Genomic DNA, 15,716 nt, shown 5'->3' on the forward strand with positions numbered 1-15,716 from the left:
TTGCTCAGTCGGCGACAAGTGGACTATACCTGTCGGCACCTGCACCGCCGTTTCCCGCGGAGGTGCGCGCGCGGGGGAGAACAACGACGGTCACGGGGGCGGTTGAGGCGCCCTCGCTGTACTGTCTCCCGACACCCCCCTGCACCGGCCCGGCCGGTACATCTGCACATCCGCATGACCCAAAGCGCAACTGACCGCGGTGGCGGGGCCCTTCGCCTCAGGCGAGTTTCGACGGGCGACCGGTACACCGCCTGAGTCCTGGAAGGCGAGGACTTGAGCATGGGATCCACCTCCGCCCACAACAATGAGGGCCTTGGCCGTCGCGATCTGATCAAGCGTTCTGCCGCACTCGGCCTGATCGCTGTTCCGACGATGAGCTTCCTGTCCGCCTGCGCGAGCGGCGACAGCGGCAGCGACGACAAGGTCGAAAAGGGCGAGAAGACCGACAAGAACCCGCTGGCCGTCAACGGCAGCGCACCGCTGGAGATCGTCATCTTCGACGGTGGCTTCGGCACCAAGTACGCCGAGGACGCCAAGGCCGTCTACGAGAAGACCTACCCCGAGGCGAAGGTCAAGTTCTCCGCGACGCAGAAGATCCAGTCGGTTCTTCAGCCGCGGTTCAACGGTGGCACCCCGCCGGACCTGATCGACAACTCCGGCGCCCAGCAGATGGACATGGGCGTCCTGGTCGGCAAGAAGCAGCTCACCGACCTGACCCCGCTCCTCGACGCCCCCTCCATCGACGACCCCGCCAAGAAGGTCCGCGACACGCTGCGGCCCGGCATCGTCGAGATGGGCCAGTTCGACGGCGACCCGGTCTGGATCATGTACTACGCGTACACGGTCTACGGCGTCTGGTACTCGCAGACCGCCCTGGAGAAGCTCGACGCCACGTACCCGGAGAACTGGGACGACATGCTCGCGCTCTGCGCGAAGGCGAAGAAGCAGGGCATCGCCGGCTGGACCTACCCCGGCAAGCACCCGTACTACCTCCCCTTCTCGCTGTACCCCTTCATCGCCAAGATCGGCGGTGTCGAGGTTCTCGACGCGATCGACAACCTGGAGCCGAAGGCCTGGGAGCATCCCGCGGTCAAGTCCGCCTTCGAGGCGTACTACGAGCTCGTCGCCAAGGGCTACATCCTGGAGGGCACTCCGGGCCTGGACCACCGCGGTTCGCAGGGCGCCTGGGCCCGCGGCAAGGCGCTGTTCATCCCGAACGGCTCCTGGGTGGAGAACGAGGAAGCGGCGATCATCCCCAAGGACTTCAAGCTGTCCGTGGGCGCTCCCTCCGGCCTCGACTCCTCGGACAAGATGCCCTTCGGCACCATCTGGGCGTCCGGCGGCGAGCCGTTCATCGTCCCGAGCAAGGCGAAGAACCCCGAGGGCGGTCTGGAGCAGCTGCGCATCATGCTCAGCGAGGCCTCCTCCAAGTCCTTCACCACCAGCACCAAGTCGCTCTCCGCCTACAACGGCGGCACGGACGGCATCGAGCTGTCCGACGGCCTCAAGTCCGGCGTCGCCGCGCTGGAGAAGGCCGGCACCAACGTGGTCAACCCGCGCCTGCAGGACTGGTACGTGAAGCTCCAGAAGGAGCAGATCGGCGTCGCCGCGCTCGGCGAGATGATGGCGGGCCGCGCCAAGCCGGCCGAGACCATCAAGAAGATCCAGGCCTTCGCCGACGCGACCGCCAAGGACCAGTCCATCAAGCACTTCAAGCACCAGTGACCACGCGTCACCAGCGGCGGGCAGCACGGGAAGGTCGGAGTCGGTAACGATGCAACACGGTAAATACCGGTTCATAGTCGGGTTCTTGGTGGTTCCGATGGCGTTGTACGTCATCTTCGTCATCTGGCCCTTCATCCAGTCCATCTACTACTCGTTCACGGACTGGACGGGCCTGAGCCCCGACTTCAAGATGGTCGGGTTCGACAACTACACCAAGATGCTCGACGACGACGTCTTCTGGAAATCGCTGCAGCACAGTGTGCTGCTGGCCGTTCTGCTGCCGCTGGTGACGCTGGGCCTGGCGCTCTTCTTCGCCTTCATGCTCAACGTGGGCGGGCGGCGCCGCAAGGGCGCCGCCATCACCGGCGTACGGGGCTCGGGCTTCTACAAGATCGCGTACTTCTTCCCGCAGGTGCTCTCGATCGCGATCGTGGCCATCCTGTTCCAGTTCGCCTTCGACCCGGCCCAGGGCATGATCAACGGCACCCTCAAGGCCGTCGGCTTCGACGACGTGCCGACCTGGCTGGGCGACCCGGACCTGGCCCTGTGGGTCATCATGGCGGTCCTCGTCTGGTGCACGACCGGCTTCTTCGTGGTGCTGTTCTCCGCCGGCATGGCCTCCATCCCCAAGGACTTCTACGAAGCCGCCCTGCTGGACGGGGCGAGCCGCTTCACGACCTTCTTCCGGATCACGCTGCCCCTGCTGTGGGACACGGTCCAGTCCGGCTGGGTCTACATGGGCATCCTGGCGCTCGGCGCCGAGGGCTTCGCCATCGTCCACATCATGAGCGTCGGCCCCGGCGGGCCCGACTACTCGACCACCGTCCTGCCGCTGTACGTCTACCAGGCGGCGTTCCGTGACGGACAGGCGGGCTACGCGACCACGATCGGTGTCGCCCTGCTCCTCGTGACCCTGGCGTTCGCCGCCATCGTCATGCGGGTGGGCCGGCGCGAGCGGCTGGAGTTCTGATGAAGACCACTGACACCCCGCCCTCCGGCCCCACCGGGGCCCCGTCCGGCACCGGTGCGGCCGAGGTCCCGGCCCAGCGCTCCGGGACGGTCTCCAAGGGCTCCTCGGGCCCCGTGAAGAGCAGTGAGGGCCACGTCCTCAACGTTTTCTCGCACGGGATGCTGATCCTGTGGGCGATCATGGTCGTCCTGCCGCTGTTCTGGGCGGTGATGTCCTCGTTCAAGACCGACTCGGACATCTTCAACACGCCGTGGTCGCTGCCCGGTTCGCTGAACTTCGACAGCTGGGGCCGGGCCTGGAGCCAGGCCCACATGAGCGAGTACTTCCTGAACACCGTGCTGGTGGTGGGCGGCTCGCTCGTCGGCACCCTGGTGCTCGGCTCCATGGCCGCCTATGTGCTGGCCCGCTTCGAGTTCCCGGGCAACCGGTTCATCTACTTCCTGTTCGTCGGCGGCATGAGCTTCCCGATCATGCTGGCGCTGGTCCCGCTGTTCTACGTCATGGACAACATGGGGCTGCTGAACACGATCCACGGCCTGATCGCCGTGTACATCGCGTACTCGCTGCCCTTCACGGTGTTCTTCCTGACCTCGTTCTTCCGTACGCTGCCGACCTCGGTGGCGGAGGCGTCGATCATCGACGGGGCCTCGCACACCCGGACGTTCTTCCAGGTCATGCTGCCGATGGCCAAGCCCGGCCTGATCAGCGTCGGGATCTTCAACTTCCTGGGTCAGTGGAACCAGTACATGCTGCCGACGGTGCTGAACACCGACCCGGAGAAGCGGGTGCTGGCCCAGGGCCTGGTGGAGCTGGCCGCGAGCCAGGGGTACAAGGGCGACTACTCGGGCCTCTTCGCGGGCCTGGTGATCGCGATGCTGCCCGTGCTGGCCGCGTACATCGTCTTCCAGCGCCAGGTCGTCTCCGGCCTGACCGCGGGCGCCCTGAAGTAGCCCTCGTCCCACGTACGGCCCGGTGCCCCGGCGGATTCCTCCCGCCGGGGCACCGGGCCGTCGCGCGTGCGCCGGTGCTCAGGTCTTGACGGGAGGCACCCCCGAAAGGTCAGCTTAGGGTTCACATGTTGGAGGAAGCCGGGGTCTCGTCGCTGCGGCCCCGGCCGGGGCGGTCCTCGCGGACCGCCCGCCAAGGGCAGGAGTGGATGAGTCGATGGAGACTCCCGGGTCGCAGACATCGCTGCACAGGGCCAATCTGGAGCGGGTCGTCCGCGCCGTACGGATGGCGGGATCGCTCACCCAGGCGGAGATCGCCCGGAGCACCGGGCTCTCGGCCGCCACGGTCTCCAATATCGTCCGGGAGCTGAAGGACGGCGGAACGGTCGAGGTCACGCCCACGTCGGCGGGTGGCAGGCGGGCGCGCAGCGTCTCGCTCAGCGGCGACGCGGGCATCGTCATCGGCGTCGACTTCGGCCATACGCATCTGCGCGTCGCCGTCGGCAACCTCGCCCACCAGGTGCTCGCCGAGGAGTCCGAGCCGCTGGACGTCGACGCCTCGTCCGCCGAGGGGTTCGACCGGGCCGAGGTGCTGGTCAAGCGGTTGATCGAGGCCACCGGGATCGGCCCGGACAAGGTGATCGGCATCGGGCTCGGCGTGCCGGGCCCCATCGACGTCGAGTCCGGAACGCTGGGCTCCACCTCGATCCTGCCGGGCTGGACGGGCATCAACCCGAGCGAGGAGCTCTCCGGCCGCCTCGGCGTGCCCGTGTACGTCGACAACGACGCCAACCTCGGGGCGCTGGGCGAGCTGGTCTGGGGGAGCGGGCGGGGCGTCAAGGACCTCGCGTACATCAAGGTGGCCAGCGGCGTCGGCGCCGGCCTGGTGATCGACGGCACCATCTACCGGGGCCCCGGCGGCACCGCCGGCGAGATCGGCCACATCACGCTCGACGAGTCGGGCCCGGTCTGCCGCTGCGGCAACCGAGGCTGCCTGGAGACCTTCACCGCCGCCCGGTACGTCCTGCCCCTGCTCCAGCCCAGCCACGGCCCCGGCCTCACCATGGAGCGGGTCGTCCAGCTGGCCCGCGAGGGAGATCCGGGGTGCCGCCGGGTGATCGGCGACGTGGGCCGCCACATCGGCAGCGGCGTGGCCAACCTGTGCAATCTGCTCAACCCCAGCCGCGTCGTGCTCGGCGGCTCGCTGGCGGAGGCCGGGGAGCTGGTCCTGGGGCCCATACGGGACTCCGTGTCGCGGTACGCGATCCCCAGCGCGGCCCGGCAGTTGTCGGTCCTTCCCGGTGCGCTCGGCGGCCGTGCCGAGGTGCTGGGCGCGCTCGCCCTGGTGCTGAGCGAGATGGGGGATTCGACCCTTTTGGAGGGCGCTCTCCCTGCGACGACTCCTGCCTTCACTTAGATAACGAATGGCACCGTTGTCATCTCGTTAAGGATTTACTCCTTGACGCTGGCCCTGGGGCCGAGTTGACTTCCAGCCACCTCGGCCGCAACGTCGCGGCCTCGTCAGGGAGGTTCGAGAATGAACACGCGTATGCGTCGTGCCGCCGTTGCCGTTGCCGCCACCACCATGGCGATCTCGCTGGCCGCTTGCGGGAGCGCCAAGGAGTCCGGCGACAAGGCCGAAGGAGGCTCGGAGAAGAAGGGCGACGACCTGAAGATAGGTCTGCTCCTCCCCGAGAACCAGACGGCCCGCTACGAGAAGTTCGACCGGCCGATCATCGAGAAGAAGATCAGCGAACTCACCGGCGGCAAGGCGAAGGTCACCTACGCCAACGCCAAGCAGGACGCCAACACGCAGGCGCAGCAGGTCGACACCATGATCACCAACAAGGTCGACGCGCTCATCGTGGGCGCCGTGGACTCCAAGGCGATCGCCAACAGCGTCAAGAAGGCCAAGGACGCCGGCATCCCCGTCGTCGCCTTCGACCGCCTCGCCGAGGGCCCCATCGACGCCTACACCTCCTTCGACAACGAAGAGGTCGGCCGGGCCCAGGGCACCGCCCTGCTGGAGGCCCTGGGCGACAAGGCCGACGGCGGCACGATCGTGATGATGAACGGCGCGATCACCGACCCGAACGCCGCGCTCTTCAAGAAGGGCGCCAAGTCCGTCCTCGACGGCAAGGTGAAGTACGGCAAGGAGTACGACACCAAGGAGTGGAAGCCGGAGAACGCCAACGCCAACATGGAAGCGGCGATCACCGCGCTCGGCAAGGACAAGATCGACGGCGTCTACTCCGCCAACGACGGCATGGCGGGCGGCATCATCACCGCCCTCAAGGGCGCCGGCATCTCCCCGCTCCCGCCGGTCACCGGCCAGGACGCCGAGCTGGCGGGTGTTCAGCGCATCGTCTCCGGTGAGCAGTTCATGAGCGTCTACAAGTCCTACCCGGCCGAGGGCATCGTCGCCGCCGAGATGGCCGTCGCCCTCGCCAAGGGCGAGAAGCTCGACTCCATCGCCACCTCGAAGGTCGACAGCGCCACCACCAAGGGCATCCCGACGGTCCTCGTCCCGGTCGTCTCCCTGACGAAGGACAACATCAAGGACACCGTCATCAAGGACGGCATCTGGACGCTGGACGAGATCTGCTCGGCCAAGTACAAGGCCGACTGCGACAAGCTCGGTCTCAAGTAGTCCTCCGGGACCGTTCCCGCGGACCCGGCCCGCCCCCGAACGGCCGGAGTCCCTCCCGCTCCACCGCCACCCGGTCCGCCGCGCGCCCGCGCGAGGGCCGGGCGGCCCCCGACCCGCGCACGCGCCCGGCCTCCCGGCCCCGCACGCGCGACGAAGCCTGTCCGGCGCCCCGCACACCAACCGTCCCGCTACCGGGCGGGGCGCCGGACGGAACGCTTCCCCCGCTTTCCCGTATCCCTTCTGCTCGACACCGCCGCGCCCTTCCCCCGGCCGCGGCATCCCCGCCGGTCAGGCGGCGAAGGAGATGGTTCATGTGTCCGCTACGCCCGTGCTGGCGTTGCGAGGGGTCTCCAAGCGCTTCGGTGCCGTCCAGGTACTCACCGATGTAGAGCTTGAGGTCCACGCCGGCGAGGTGGTCGCCCTGGTCGGCGACAACGGCGCCGGTAAATCAACGCTGGTCAAGACGATCGCCGGAGTGCACCCCATCGATGACGGCGTCATCGAGTGGGAAGGCCGGGCCGTGCAGATCAACAAGCCGCACGACTCCCAGAACCTCGGCGTCGCGACCGTCTATCAGGACCTCGCGCTGTGCGACAACATCGACGTCGTCGGCAATCTCTACCTCGGCCGGGAGCTGCGCCGGTTCGGCATCCTGGACGAGGTGGAGATGGAGCGCCGCTCCCGCGAGCTGCTCTCCACGCTCTCCATCCGCATCCCGAGCGTCCGCATCCCGATCGCCTCGCTCTCCGGCGGCCAGCGGCAGACCGTGGCCATCGCCCGGTCGATGCTCGGTGAGCCCAAGCTCGTCATCCTCGACGAACCGACCGCCGCACTCGGCGTCGAGCAGACCGCCCAGGTCCTCGACCTGGTCGAGCGGCTGCGCGAGCGCGGCCACGCCGTCATCCTCATCAGCCACAACATGGCCGATGTGAAGGCCGTCGCCGACAAGGTCGCGGTACTCCGGCTGGGCCGGAACAACGGGGTCTTCGACGTGAGGACCACCTCCCAGGAAGAGATCATCTCCGCCATCACGGGCGCCACGGACAACGCCGTGACCCGACGTGCGGCGCGTAACGCGGAGGTTTCCAAGTGACCACCGACAAGTCCGCCCCCTCGCTGGACAAGGCCGGCGCCCCGCCGGTCGGCAACCCGGACGCGGCCGAGGGCGCCGCCACCGCCGTCGACCCCCGCCTGCTCATCCGCGAGCAGGGCTTCGCCGGGTACGTCACCGAGTTCAAGCGCAAGATCAGCGGAGGTGACCTGGGCTCCATCCCGGTCGTCATCGGCCTCGCGATCATCGCGATCGTCTTCCAGAGCCTGAACTCCGAGTTCCTCTCCGCGAAGAACATCAGCGACATCGCCACCACGATGGTCGCCACCGGCATGATGGCCGTCGGCATCATCTTCGTCCTGCTGCTCGGCGAGATCGACCTCTCGGTCGGCTCCGTCTCCGGCGTCTCCGGCGCCCTCGTCGCGGTGCTCAGCGTCACCCAGGGCATGAACGAATGGCTGGCGATCCTCGTCGCCGTCGTCAGCGGCGCGGTGATCGGAGCGATCCACGGCTTCTTCTTCGCCCGGATCGGGGCCCCCGCCTTCGCCGTCACTCTGGCCGGCCTGCTGTTCTGGCTCGGCTTCATGCTCCAGCTGCTCGGCGACTCCGGCACGATCAACCTGGACGGCGAGGGCGTGGTCGGTCAGCTGACCACGTACTACTTCACCGACGTCGCCGCCGCCTACGGGCTCGCCGCCGTCGCGGTCGTCGGCTACTTCGCCGCCGCCTTCCTGGACACCCGCCGCCGCGAGGCCGCGGGCATCCCGGCCCGGCCCCTGGCGGACATCGTCGTGCGCACCGCCGTCCTCGCGGTGTTCGCCTTCGCCGCCGCGTACATGTTCAACCAGTACCGCGGCCTGCCGCTGGCCCTGGTCCTCTTCCTCATCGTCCTGGTCGGCACGGACTTCCTGCTCCGCCGCACGGCCTACGGGCGGAAGATCTTCGCGCTCGGCGGCAGCGTCGAGGCGTCCCGCCGCGCCGGCATCAACGTCACCGCGATCCGGATCTCCGTCTTCTCCATCGCGGGGACCTTCGCGGCGATCGGCGGCCTGTTCTGGGCCTCCAAGATCGCGGCGGCCAACCAGGGCTCCGGCACCGGCGACCTCCTGATGAACGTCATCGCGGCGGCCGTCATCGGCGGCACCAGCCTCTTCGGCGGCCGCGGCCGCACCTGGAACGCCCTGCTCGGTGTCATGGTGATCGTCTCCATCCAGTACGGCCTGTCGCTGGAGGGCATCGCCACGCCGATCCAGTACATGGTCACCGGAGCCGTGCTCCTGGCCACGGTGGTCATCGACTCCGTCACCCGGAAGACCCAGAAGACCGCGGGTCGCGCCTGACCGCACCTCCGCGCAGGCGCCCGGTGCCCCCAGGGGGGACGCCGGGCGCCCGCGCGTGTACGGGTATCGCTACGAACCGGACCGCCCGCTGCCCACTCCCGCGAGCGGAACATTAGACTCATCGGATCGGCACGCACGCTCGATCAGCTCAAACGCAAGGAGGCACGGGTGGATCTGCTGACCCGCATCAAGGGACCGCGCGACCTGGACCGGCTCAGCCTCGGTGAGCTGGACCGGCTCGCGGAGGAGATCCGCACCTTCCTGGTGGACGCGGTGTCGAAGACCGGCGGACACCTCGGCCCCAACCTGGGCGTCGTCGAGCTCACCATCGCCCTGCACCGCGTCTTCGAGTCGCCCCAGGACAAGGTCCTGTGGGACACCGGCCACCAGGCCTACGTGCACAAGCTGCTCACCGGCCGGCAGGACTTCTCCCGGCTCAAGAGCAAGGGCGGCCTCTCCGGCTACCCCTCCCGCGCCGAGTCCGAGCACGACGTCATCGAGAACAGCCACGCCTCCGGCGTCCTCGGCTGGGCCGACGGCATGGCCAAGGCGAACGAGGTCCTGAAGAAGGACGACCACGTCGTCGCGGTCATCGGGGACGGCGCGCTCACCGGCGGCATGGCCTGGGAGGCGCTGAACAACATCGCCGCCGCCAAGGACCGCCCCCTCGTCATCGTCGTCAACGACAACGAGCGCTCCTACGCCCCGACCATCGGCGGCCTCGCCAACCACCTGGCCACGCTCCGTACGACCGACGGTTACGAACGGTTCCTGGCGCGCGGCAAGGACCTGCTGGAGCGCACGCCCGTCGTCGGCCGCCCGCTGTACGACACCCTGCACGGCGCCAAGAAGGGCCTCAAGGACTTCATCGCCCCGCAGGGCATGTTCGAGGACCTCGGCCTGAAGTACGTCGGCCCCATCGACGGCCACGACATCGAGGCCCTGGAATCCGCCCTCCAGCGCGCCAAGCGCTTCGGCGGCCCGGTCATCGTGCACTGCCTCACCGAGAAGGGCCGCGGCTACACCCCGGCCCTGGAGGACGAGGCGGACCGCTTCCACGCGGTCGGCAAGATCCACCCGGACACCGGGCTGCCGATCTCCACCTCCGGCCTCGACTGGACCTCCGTCTTCGGCGAGGAGATGGTCAAGCTCGGCGAGGAGCGCGAGGACATCGTCGCCATCACCGCGGCGATGCTCCAGCCGGTCGGCCTCGGCAAGTTCGAGGCCGCCTTCCCCGACCGGATCTACGACGTCGGCATCGCCGAGCAGCACGGCGCGGTCTCCGCGGCCGGCCTCGCCACCGGCGGCCTCCACCCGGTCTTCGCCGTCTACGCCACCTTCCTCAACCGGGCCTTCGACCAGGTCCTGATGGACGTCGCCCTGCACAAGTGCGGGGTGACCTTCGTCCTGGACCGGGCCGGCATCACCGGCACGGACGGCGCCTCGCACAACGGCATGTGGGACATGTCGATCCTCCAGTGCGTGCCCGGCCTCCGGATCGCCGCCCCGCGCGACGCCGACCAGGTCCGCGCCCAGCTGCGCGAGGCCGTCGCCGTCGAGGACGCCCCCACCGTGGTCCGCTTCTCCAAGGGCGCGGTCGGCCCCGCCGTCAAGGCGGTCGGCAAGGTGGGCGGCATGGACGTCCTGCGTGAGCCGAAGGCCGACGCCCGGCCGGACGCGCTGATCGTCTCGGTCGGCGCGCTCGCCCCGATGTGCCTGGAGATCGCCGACCTGCTGGACGCCCAGGGCATCTCCAGCACCGTCGTCGACCCGCGCTGGGTCAAGCCCGTCGACGAGGCCCTCGCCCCGCTCGCCGAGCGCCACCGCGTCGTCGTCACGGTCGAGGACAACAGCCGCGCCGGAGGTGTCGGCTCCGCCGTTGCCCAGGCCCTGCGCGACGCCGGCGTCGACGTACCGCTGCGCGACTTCGGCATCCCGCCGGTCTTCCTCGACCACGCCTCGCGCGGCGAGGTCATGGCCGAGATCGGACTGACCGCCCCCGACATCGCCCGGCAGGTCACCGGTCTGGTCGCCAAGCTCGACGGCCGCTTCGAGAGCCGCGCCGTGGAGCCCGCGCGCGACTGATCCGCGCCTTCGGCCGTACGGCTCGTACGGCCGATGGGCCGGGTGAACCGCCCCTGTACGGGTGGTTCTCCCGGCCCATTCGCATGAATCGGGCCCGATGGCGCGTTCCCCGGCCGAATCTGTCCGAATTATGGCGTTCACAACGAATGCGTGGAGGTAAACGCAGGTGAGCGCGCAGGTCACACCGCCCCGCGGAAACGGCATGTTCCGCACGAAATCCGTCGAACAGTCGATCCGGGACACCGAGGAGCCGGAACACGGACTCAAGAAGTCCCTCTCCGCCCTGGACCTGACGGTCTTCGGCGTCGGCGTCATCATCGGCACCGGCATCTTCGTCCTCACCGGCCAGGTCGCCAAGGAGACGGCGGGCCCCGCCACCGCGATCGCGTTCGTCGTCGCGGGCGTCGTCTGCGGACTGGCCGCGCTCTGCTACGCCGAGTTCGCCTCGACCGTCCCGGTGGCCGGCTCCGCGTACACCTTCTCCTACGCCTCGCTGGGCGAGCTGGTGGCCTGGATCATCGGCTGGGACCTGGTGCTGGAGTTCGCGCTGGGCACCGCGGTGGTCGCGGTCGGCTGGTCCGGCTACATCCGCTCCCTGATGGACAACGCGGGCTGGGCGCTGCCCGAGGTGCTCTCGGGCACGGACGTGGCGGAAGGATTCGGCTTCGACATCCTGGCCTTCGCCCTGGTGCTCGTCCTCACCGTCATCCTCGTCGTCGGCATGAAGCTGTCCGCCCGCGTCACCACGGTCGTCGTGGCGATCAAGGTCGGCGTGGTCCTCATGGTGATCGTCGCGGGCCTGTTCTTCATCAAGGCCGAGAACTACAAGCCCTTCATCCCGCCGGCCGAGAAGCAGGAGGCCGGCGGCGGCTGGGACGCCCCGCTGGTGCAGCTGATGTTCGGCTACGAACCCACCAACTTCGGCGTGATGGGCATCTTCACCGCCGCCTCCATCGTCTTCTTCGCCTTCATCGGCTTCGACGTGGTGGCCACCGCCGCCGAGGAGACCAAGCTGCCCCAGCGGGACATGCCGCGCGGCATCCTCGGCTCCCTCGTCATCTGCACGGTGCTCTACGTCGCGGTCTCGATCGTCGTCACCGGCATGCAGCACTACAGCGAACTGTCCGTCAGCGCCCCGCTGGCCGACGCCTTCAAGGCCACCGGACACCCGTTCTACGCCGGTCTGATCAGTTTCGGCGCGGCAGTCGGCCTCACCACGGTCTGCATGATCCTGCTGCTGGGCCAGACCCGCGTCTTCTTCGCGATGAGCCGCGACGGACTGCTGCCGCGCTTCTTCTCCAAGACCCACCCGCGCTTCCACACCCCGTACCGTCCGACGATCCTGCTCGGGGTGCTGATCGCGGTCATCGCCGGGTTCACCAGCATCGAGGAGCTGGCCACCCTGGTGAACATCGGCACGCTCTTCGCGTTCGTCGTCGTCGCCCTCGGCGTGCTGGTCCTGCGCCGTACCCGCCCGGACCTGCCCCGTGCCTTCCGCACCCCGCTGGTTCCGCTGCTCCCGATCGTCTCGGTGGCCGCGTCGGTCTGGCTGATGCTGAACCTGCCGGTGGAGACCTGGGTGCGGTTCGGGGCCTGGATGGTGCTCGGCGTGGTCATCTATTTCGCCTACGGGCGCTCCCACAGCCGCATGGCCGGGGAGAACCGCTAGCGAACCCCGTCCGGCCGACCCGTGGGCGCCACCCGGCCGCGCTCTCCGGCGGTCACCGCCCGCAGGGCGGCAGCGCCCGTACCGTACGGGGCCCCACGCACCGGGCCCCGTACGCCTCGACCCGCTGCCGCAGCCCGCGGTCGGCGGTGACGACGACACACGGGCGGCCGGGGCCCGCACCGGCCGCCAGCTCGGCGATCAGGTCGTCGCCGCTGCCGGGGGCCGAGGCCACCCGGACGCCGGGTACGGAGGCGACGCCGCGGGCGGCCCCTTCCACGACGAGCACGAACTCCAGCGGGCCGGGCAGACCCGGCAGCCCCTCCTCGGCGTGGTGCGCCAGCGAGTCCCGCAGCCGCTCGGCCGCCCCGCGCCGGTCCCGCCACCATCCGTCCGGCACGGAGCCGACCACATTGGCCCCGTCCACGATCACCAGCACCGCGTTCTCCTCGCTCATCCCGGCAGGGTGTCACGGGGAGCACGGTGCGACGGGCCGTCAGCCCCCGGTGGCGGGTGACTTCTTCGCGTCCTGGGGGATGGCGGCGTCCTCGCGGATCGCCTTCCACAGCCGGCCCGCCTGCGGTTCGGCCGCGACCACCCGGTTCTCGTCGATCCTGTCGTACGCCACCGGCAGCATGATCGTCTCCATCGAGGCCGGGTCGACGCCGTTCATCGAACGGGCGAACTCCGCCAGCGAGGTGAGCGACGCCAGCTCCGAGTCGGTGGTGAGCGCCTTGGTGGCGGACTTGGCGATCTTGTACGAGCTCGTCGGACTGCCCAGCAGATCCTGCGACTTGACCTCGCTCAGCAGGGCCATCAGGAACTGCTGCTGGAGTCCGATGCGGCCGAGGTCGCTGCCGTCGCCGATGCCGTGCCGGGTCCGTACGTACGCCAGGGACTCGGTGCCGTCCAGCTTCTGCGGACCCGCGGTGAGGTGCAGCCCGGTGGCGTCGTCGTCGATGGCCTGCGGTACGTCGACGGTGACACCGCCGATGGCGTCGACCAGGTCCTTGAACCCGGCGAAGTTGATCTCCAGGTAGTGGTCGATGCGGACGCCGGACATCTTCTCGACCGTCTTCACCACACAGGCCGGACCGACCTGGGAGTAGACGGAGTTGAACATGACGCGCTCCTTGGACGAGACCGTGGAGCCGTCGTCCCCGACGCACTCGGGCCGGGTCACCAGCGTGTCGCGCGGGATGGAGACGGCGACCGCCTTCGTCCGCCCCTCGGGTATGTGCACCACCATCGCCGTGTCGGAACGGGCGCCGCCGACGCTGCCACCGCCGCCCAGTTCCCTGTTCTCCGCCCCGGCGCGCGAGTCCGAACCGAGGACCAGCAGGTTCTGCCCGCTGGTGGGCGTCTTCTCGGGGCGGTCCTCGCCGAGCGCCTTGTCGATGTCGACGCCCGTGATGTTCGCGTCGAGCTGGCTGTAGAGCCAGTGGACGGTCCCGCCGCCGGCGAGCAGCAGGACGAGCAGGGCCCCGAGCGTGATCTTGAGTCCGCGGCGGCGCTTGCGGGGCTGTGCCGAGCGCCGGGAGGCGCGCGGGCCCGGTGCGGATCTCCTCCCGGCACGGTGTGCGGAGCCGGAGCCCTCGTGGGTGTCCGGTGCCGTGGCGTCGTGGCTCATCTTCCGCGAGTCCTCAAATCTCATGGCCCCGGTCGGGGCGGAGTGCGGGGGACTCGGGTGGGGGGTGTGACCGGTCCGTGAATGTATGACTGACCGAGCACTATAGAACACGTGATCCCACGACAGGGGGGCGGTTCCGGCCGGGAGTTCCGGGAGCCCGGCGCCGGCCGGGGCGGCTGCACACGGCGTTCTGACGCGAAACCAGCAGGGGAGTGAAGCCTCTGTGAAACATATGAGAAAATCCCGACCGAAGGTCTGTTCGGATGTGGAGGGCGGACCGGGTGGCGGGGAGAAGGGGCAGGGCATGGGAGCGAGGTCCGGGCGCACCGCACGCAGGAGCCGCCCGGCGGGTGAAGGGGGCACCCGGGCGACGGGGACGCATGTCGCCGGCCTTCGTACGTCCGTTCTGGACGGTCCCTGGATCGTGCTGGGCAAGGACGGGCGGCTCACCGTGTTCGCGCGCGCGGCCGAGGGGCTGCTGCGCTGGACGCAGCGGGCCCCCACGGGGGACCGGTGGGCCGGTCCGGACGTCATCGTGACCCCGCGCCTGTCTCACCTGACGGTGGTGCAGGGGGCCGACGGCTTCGTGCGCTTCATCGGCCGCCGTGTCTCCGCGGAGGGGCACGCCACGGGCGTGGTGCACGCCTCCCAGTACCAGACGGGCCGTCCGGTGACGGAGTGGAAGCCGGTGGGGAACCCGCACAAGGACGCGGCGAGCGCGCGGCGCATCGGTGTTCCCGCGACTGCCGTGAGCGGTTCCGGCAGGGTCCACGTCTTCGTGGCCAACGCCGGGGGCGGTGTGTCGATGCGGAGCGAGGACGCGAAGGGCGCGTGGGCGCCCTGGCGCGATCTCCAGGGGAGTGACGCGTACGAAGGAGCCGTCGCCACCGCCACCGTGTCGGGCCTCGTCGAGTACCTCGCTCCGGGGGAGGGCGTGGCCATGCGCTGGCGGCAGGAGAAGCCCGACGGCGGCCTGGCCCGCTGTCCGGACCTGCCGGTCCCGGTGGGCGCGGGCGGTGTGACCGGGCTGGAGACCGCGCCCGACCGCGTCACGTACTACTGGGCCGACTCCGCGACGGGCGGCCTGTTCGCCCACCGCCCGGGCGCCTGGGTCATCCCGCTCGGCGGCGGTCCGGCGGAGGGGCGTATCGCCGCGTCGCGTGCCTGGCTCGACGGTTACGACTGCACCGTGCTCGCCCACCGGGCCCCGGGCGGCGACATCATGCTCGCCGCCTGCGGCACGGAGAACGAGGACGGCGGTGTCTGGTGGGCGCGCACCGCGGAGCGGAGCACCCGGCCGCCCGCCCTGGCCTGTGACGCCGAGGGGCGCGTGGTGATGGCCCTGTTCGGCGAGGACGGGGCGTTGCGCATCGCGTCCCAAGTCCCGGAGTCAGGACTGGCGATGGCGCCGTCCGTTCCCGTCTGAGCCCGTCCGGGCCGCGGTTCCGCTCCTGCGGTTCGATCGGCGCCGCTTGCTGTCACCTTCATCACACATGTGAAGAAAGAGTGATAGCAGATGGACAGGAAGTGGTGATGGTGTGAAGATCAAGTGGCGGCCTGTCTGTTTACGCGACAGCGTCCCGCGGGTGGACCTTTCGGTGGGGCGAAAGCGTGAGATGGAGCTCCGGCTCCGGTGTGACGGGGCGGGCTGA

General features: G+C 69.5%; 12 protein-coding genes. 10 read left to right on the forward strand and 2 right to left on the reverse strand.

What is annotated here, in order from left to right; translation table 11 throughout:
• Positions 1 to 279 precede the first annotated feature (279 nt).
• From ngcE to QFZ71_RS25225, 9 genes are all read left to right on the forward strand, one after another.
• Positions 280 to 1,725 (forward strand): N-acetylglucosamine/diacetylchitobiose ABC transporter substrate-binding protein, encoded by a 1,446-nt coding sequence (gene ngcE, locus QFZ71_RS25185; RefSeq protein ID WP_307670438.1) that lies wholly within the window; start codon positions 280 to 282, stop codon positions 1,723 to 1,725.
• Between the two features lie 49 nt (positions 1,726 to 1,774).
• A complete protein-coding gene (locus QFZ71_RS25190) occupies positions 1,775 to 2,695 on the forward strand; it encodes a carbohydrate ABC transporter permease (protein ID WP_307670439.1) in 921 nt (306 codons plus the stop codon).
• Entirely contained in the window at positions 2,695 to 3,645 is a 951-nt protein-coding gene (locus QFZ71_RS25195) for a carbohydrate ABC transporter permease (protein WP_307670440.1), read from the forward strand. Before QFZ71_RS25190 ends, QFZ71_RS25195 begins: the two co-directional genes overlap by 1 nt.
• 214 nt (positions 3,646 to 3,859) lie before the next feature.
• Positions 3,860 to 5,059, forward strand: coding sequence for an ROK family transcriptional regulator (locus tag QFZ71_RS25200; protein ID WP_307670441.1), 1,200 nt, complete (start codon positions 3,860 to 3,862; stop codon positions 5,057 to 5,059).
• Positions 5,060 to 5,179: 120 nt separating this feature from the next.
• The gene (locus QFZ71_RS25205; protein WP_307670442.1) at positions 5,180 to 6,292 is read left to right on the forward strand and encodes a sugar ABC transporter substrate-binding protein; all 1,113 of its coding nucleotides are present in this window, start codon (positions 5,180 to 5,182) and stop codon (positions 6,290 to 6,292) included.
• Positions 6,293 to 6,596: 304 nt separating this feature from the next.
• A complete protein-coding gene (locus tag QFZ71_RS25210) occupies positions 6,597 to 7,385 on the forward strand; it encodes an ATP-binding cassette domain-containing protein (protein ID WP_307670443.1) in 789 nt (262 codons plus the stop codon).
• Positions 7,382 to 8,683, forward strand: coding sequence for a sugar ABC transporter permease (locus tag QFZ71_RS25215; protein WP_307670444.1), 1,302 nt, complete (start codon positions 7,382 to 7,384; stop codon positions 8,681 to 8,683). The genes QFZ71_RS25210 and QFZ71_RS25215 overlap by 4 nt, the downstream gene beginning before the upstream one ends.
• A 168-nt stretch (positions 8,684 to 8,851) precedes the next feature.
• Positions 8,852 to 10,768 (forward strand): 1-deoxy-D-xylulose-5-phosphate synthase, encoded by a 1,917-nt coding sequence (dxs, locus tag QFZ71_RS25220; protein ID WP_307670445.1) that lies wholly within the window; start codon positions 8,852 to 8,854, stop codon positions 10,766 to 10,768.
• A gap of 202 nt (positions 10,769 to 10,970) precedes the next feature.
• On the forward strand, positions 10,971 to 12,437 hold the full coding sequence (locus QFZ71_RS25225; protein WP_307670446.1) for an amino acid permease: 1,467 nt from the start codon (positions 10,971 to 10,973) through the stop codon (positions 12,435 to 12,437).
• A gap of 52 nt (positions 12,438 to 12,489) precedes the next feature.
• On the opposite strand, the gene QFZ71_RS25230 is transcribed toward QFZ71_RS25225, so the two are convergent.
• Together QFZ71_RS25230 and QFZ71_RS25235 are read right to left on the reverse strand one after the other, a co-directional pair.
• Positions 12,490 to 12,891, reverse strand: coding sequence for an NTP pyrophosphohydrolase (locus QFZ71_RS25230; RefSeq protein WP_307670447.1), 402 nt, complete (start codon positions 12,889 to 12,891; stop codon positions 12,490 to 12,492).
• A 39-nt stretch (positions 12,892 to 12,930) separates the two neighbouring features.
• Entirely contained in the window at positions 12,931 to 14,064 is a 1,134-nt protein-coding gene (locus QFZ71_RS25235; RefSeq protein ID WP_307670448.1) for an LCP family protein, read from the reverse strand.
• A 304-nt stretch (positions 14,065 to 14,368) separates the two neighbouring features.
• Here QFZ71_RS25235 and QFZ71_RS25240 point away from each other — a divergent pair, with 304 nt between their 5' ends.
• A complete protein-coding gene (locus QFZ71_RS25240; RefSeq protein ID WP_307670449.1) occupies positions 14,369 to 15,490 on the forward strand; it encodes a hypothetical protein in 1,122 nt (373 codons plus the stop codon).
• The last annotated feature ends 226 nt before the right edge of the window (positions 15,491 to 15,716 follow it).

The sequence above is a fragment of the Streptomyces sp. V2I9 genome (genome assembly GCF_030817475.1).
Lineage (GTDB): Bacteria > Actinomycetota > Actinomycetes > Streptomycetales > Streptomycetaceae > Streptomyces.